The sequence below is a fragment of the Actinoplanes sp. NPDC051633 genome (genome assembly GCF_040681735.1).
GTDB lineage: Bacteria > Actinomycetota > Actinomycetes > Mycobacteriales > Micromonosporaceae > Actinoplanes.
Genome location: NZ_JBFAZH010000729.1, coordinates 1 through 4,004, shown reverse-complemented (window position 1 = coordinate 4,004; position 4,004 = coordinate 1). Strand labels below are relative to the sequence as shown.

The 4,004-nt window shown below is 64.9% G+C and carries 2 protein-coding genes and 1 pseudogene; 1 reads left to right on the top strand and 2 read right to left on the bottom strand.

Features of this window, described 5'->3' with window-relative positions; genetic code table 11:
- Positions 1 to 230 precede the first annotated feature (230 nt).
- On the top strand, positions 231 to 671 hold the full coding sequence (locus AB0M20_RS30770) for a helix-turn-helix transcriptional regulator (protein ID WP_364303829.1): 441 nt from the start codon (positions 231 to 233) through the stop codon (positions 669 to 671).
- A gap of 27 nt (positions 672 to 698) precedes the next feature.
- Here AB0M20_RS30770 and AB0M20_RS30765 read toward each other — a convergent pair whose 3' ends face one another.
- Both AB0M20_RS30765 and AB0M20_RS30760 read right to left on the bottom strand, forming a co-directional pair.
- Positions 699 to 3,068 carry a tetratricopeptide repeat protein gene (locus AB0M20_RS30765; protein WP_364303830.1) on the bottom strand — a complete coding sequence of 790 codons (2,370 nt, stop codon included), beginning with the start codon at positions 3,066 to 3,068 and terminating at the stop codon, positions 699 to 701.
- Positions 3,069 to 3,450: 382 nt separating this feature from the next.
- Positions 3,451 to 4,004, bottom strand: a pseudogene (locus AB0M20_RS30760) (hypothetical protein); the annotation flags it as partial.

Sequence of the window (4,004 nt, the reverse complement as noted above, 5' to 3'; positions counted from 1 at the left end):
GGGCCGGACCGGGCTGCCGTCCGTCGGTGGTGAATAGGCCGGTGTTGAGTAGGTCGATGCTGAGTAGGTCGATGCTCAGTAGATGGTGTGTAGCTGCCGCCGCATTGCCGTCATGTTGCCGGGTCAGTTGCCGGGCAGGCTCGGGGAATGCTCAATAGTATCGAAGATGTGAACCGGCCACGATCAAAACAATTCGTCAGCGCATCCAGCGTGCAGTGAAGGATCAGACGATGACATCACTCGAATCTGCGCATGGCGAGGCGACGTCGTTCGCCGAGCTGTTACGCCACCATCGACTCAATCAGCACCTCACTCAAGAAGAGTTAGCTGACATGGCCGGGCTCAGCGTTCGAGCTGTGCGGAATGCTGAACTGGGCCAAGTGACTTGTCCTCGTCGGGACTCGATCAACCGTTTGGCCGACGCTCTCCGTCTCAATGAACACGCTATGAGGCAACTTCACGAAGCCGCGCATACGCGCCGCACCCATCCCCTTCCACAAAATTGGAAAAGGAAATCCGAGGCAATCTATTCAGGACCCAGCACTGGTCTGACCGTAGTCGTCTACCAAGATGAGAACAACCTCATCGACGTACACGGCGTTGATGTGGAGCGCACCGTCGCGCACGGGCGGCCGGTCATTCTCCTGACGCTGATAACTGACCACCCCTGACACCCCGTTCGTTCGATCTCTTTCGGATCAGTCGACGACGGTTGCGGTGCGGATCATTCCCGCGACTTCGGCAACGCGGACGTCATCGCCCAAATCGCGCCAGAGACGAGAGGATGTCTCGAGCGCGGCTCGAGCGGCGTCACCGTCGCCGGCCTCGTCGCGAAGGTGCCCGAGCACGACGTAGGCTTCCGCCATCAAACTCTTCTCGCCGATCTGCTCGCACAGGTCCAGACAACGTTCGATGTACTCCGTCGCAGGGGCGTAAGAAGCGACCGCGATTTTAACCTTGGCCAAGTCGAGCAAGACGCGAATCTCCCCTTTTCGATCGTTCATGGCACGCAGGGGGAGAAGCGCGGAAGTGAGCAACGCAGTGGCCCTGTCCCAGTCGAGCGACTGTGAATAGACCGATGCCAGCTGCCACAGAACCTGAGCCTCGTTGCGGGGTTTTGCCAGGCGACGGGACAGCGTCAGAGCGCGTTCCAGCATGGCCACGGCCGATTCTGGGCGTTTGAGCCAATTCTGGATCCGGCCGGCCAGATAAAGGACGTCGGCCAGCACCTCGGTGCTCCCGCAGGCCTCGGCGAGAGCCAGTGCGCGCCGACAATGCCGCTCGCCCTCATCGAGATTTCCGACCAGTGACGTCCAGTGCGCGAGCTCGTGCAATGCGCGTGCCTCACCCGTCGCATCACCCATCTGAGCGTAGAGACGGATGGCGGTCAGCAGCTCTTCCGGCTCCTTCTGAACAGCCCCGTGCACATCGATACGCAACTTCCCGAGACCGAAGTACATCGACGCCGCACCTCGATGGTCGCCCGAGCCGAGGCAGCTCTCGAGCGTCACCCGGTGCGTTCGCTCCCACACATCCCAATGGCTTTGCAGCATGACGTATGTCCGAATGCTGCTGGTGAGCTCCCAGGCCGGTTCCGGGTGGCCCTCGGTCACGAGTTGGTCGACTGCTGCGACCAGGCTGTCCTCCTCGGACGCGAACCAAGTGAGGGGTTCCGACCTGACCCGTTGCTCCAGAGCAGCCGGGATCGGGAATCGGAGGGTGGATCCGAGAGTGACAATGTCCGAGGTGACCGGCAAGGCGGCATCTGCGATTTCAGTGAGTGTGAGCCAGCTGCCGATGAGGCGCAGCAATGCGGCTCTCCACCGGTTCTCGTCCACCGGCATCTCACGGGCGAACAAGCGCAGGAGGTCGTGCAGGCGATAGCGAGGCTCGCCGAATGCATCAACCGGACCCATGTCCACCAGGCGCGCATCGACCAACGCTTCGAGCATCTGCAGGGCCTGCTTGTGCTCGACACCGAGGAGGAACGCAGCGTTCCAGGCCGTCACCGACCGACTGTTGAGGCGGCCGAGGAGTGCAAAGGCAAGACGTTGTTCATCCGTGAGCGCCGCGCAGGCCAGAGCCAGGGTCGAACGTACCTCCAGGTCGGCGAAGCGAAGTGTGTCCAACCGACGGCGTTCATCGTCGAGATCGGCCGCCAGCGCAGCGACGGGAAGACTCGGACGCGAAGCCAGCCGCGCCCCGGCAATGCGGAGAGCCAGCGGCAGCCCGGCGCAAGCGCGGGCGATCCTCATCAGATCATCTCGGTCCACCACTGACCGGTCCCGTCCCGAGACCCTGGTCACCAACTCCGCCGCCTCGTGCTCCGGCATGACGTCCAGATCAATGATTCGAACACCGGCAAGCCCGGCCAATGGACGTCGGCTGGTGACCACGACGACGGAAGGATGCACTGGGAGAAGAGGCAGTGTCTGCTGCTCGTCGCCGGCGTCGTCCAGGACGAACAGCAGATTCCTGTCGGCTGATTTCTCCCGGAAGAGCGCCGCTCGTCCGCTGATCGTGCTCGGCAGGGCTTTACCCTCGACACCAAGCGACATGAGCAGCTCTTCGAGCATGGCCAGCGGCGACCGTGGGGCCCGCGTCGCGCCGTCCATGGCGACGAAAAGCTGGCCGGCGTCGAACCTTTCCCGGACCAGATGCCCAAGGACGACGGCAAGCGTGGTCTTCCCGACGCCCGGTCGGCCACAGATGTTCAAGACCGAGAGGGACCCCGGCACGGTCGTTACGTCCAGATCGGTCAGCAATTCGTGTGCGGCGTTCAGCACCTCTTGGCGGCCCGTGAAGTCTGCCGGTGTTGCCGGCAGCTGCCGCGGTCGCCGTTGAGTGTCGGGGCTATCGGTCATCCCGGTCGAGGCGGTCGAAAGCGCTGGGCCTAGGAGCTCCTGCGGGGCGACACCGAGGGCCTCGGCGATCAACCTCAGTGACACCGAGCGAGGATGAACCACATCGCCGCGCTCTATGTTGCGGACCGTGCGCACAGCCACGCCGCTCCTGCGGCACAGTTCTTCCTGGGTAAGTCCAGCCTGCTGCCGGAGCGCTCGAAGCACTCGTGCGATCGGGGGCAGATGCTCGGATTCGCTGCCTTGCGTCAGGGTTACCACCTCTGCTGGAGGCGCGGAACTTGCCGGTCATCTGCCGGTCCTTCAGTGTAGACAACGATAAATCGACATCGGAAAGTAGGACCCGCCAACGATTTGCGGCGACCGCGGCAAGCGTCGCGGCCACTACGGACCGAGGGGTTCTGATGTCCCGCTTTCGCAAGTTCTGTCTGACGGCGGTCTGCTTGTTGACTTTGGTGGCCGGCGGCGCCGTTCAGTCTGCCCTTTCCGACGATGGGCAATCCACCGCTTCCTGCCCGGGAACCTGCTGGGATGGAATCGATCGTTAACCTTCGATCAGACACCGGATCCGGCCAGGGTGGATCAACGGCTAGCGGGCGGGCCGGCCGTATGTTCCGCCGTTGTCGTACGCGCCCTGGCCGTACCCGTGCGGCTGGCTGCCGCCCTGCGTCGGCACGCCGTACGGGTCGTAGTACTCGTCGGCCGACGGCACGGTGGGCAGCACCTCGGTCGGGGCGGTGGCCATGTGGCCGTCCGCACCGACCGGCGCCGTTGCGAGGTCGTCCCGGTTGTTCCTGCGGCGGATCAGCACCAGCGCGAGCGCGCCCAGGCCGGCCGCGATCAGCAGCCCGCCCAGGACGGCGAACAGCAGTGGACCGTTGCCGTCGTCGCCGGAGGCCGCGGTGGCGGCCGGCGGCGCTGTCTCGGCGAGGCTCTCCTCCGTCGTGGGCTCCTCGGCCACGGCGGGGGAGCTCGCCTCGGCGCTGGGTGACGGTGACGTCGTGGCGGGGGCGGCCTCGGCGGCCAGGATCAGCCGCACGGCCGCGGTGCCCCCGGCGGCACCCTGCACGGTCGTTTGAGCGGCGCGATAGCCCTCCTTGCCCGCGGCGACCGTGATGAGGCCGGCGGCGATCGGCCTGCCGC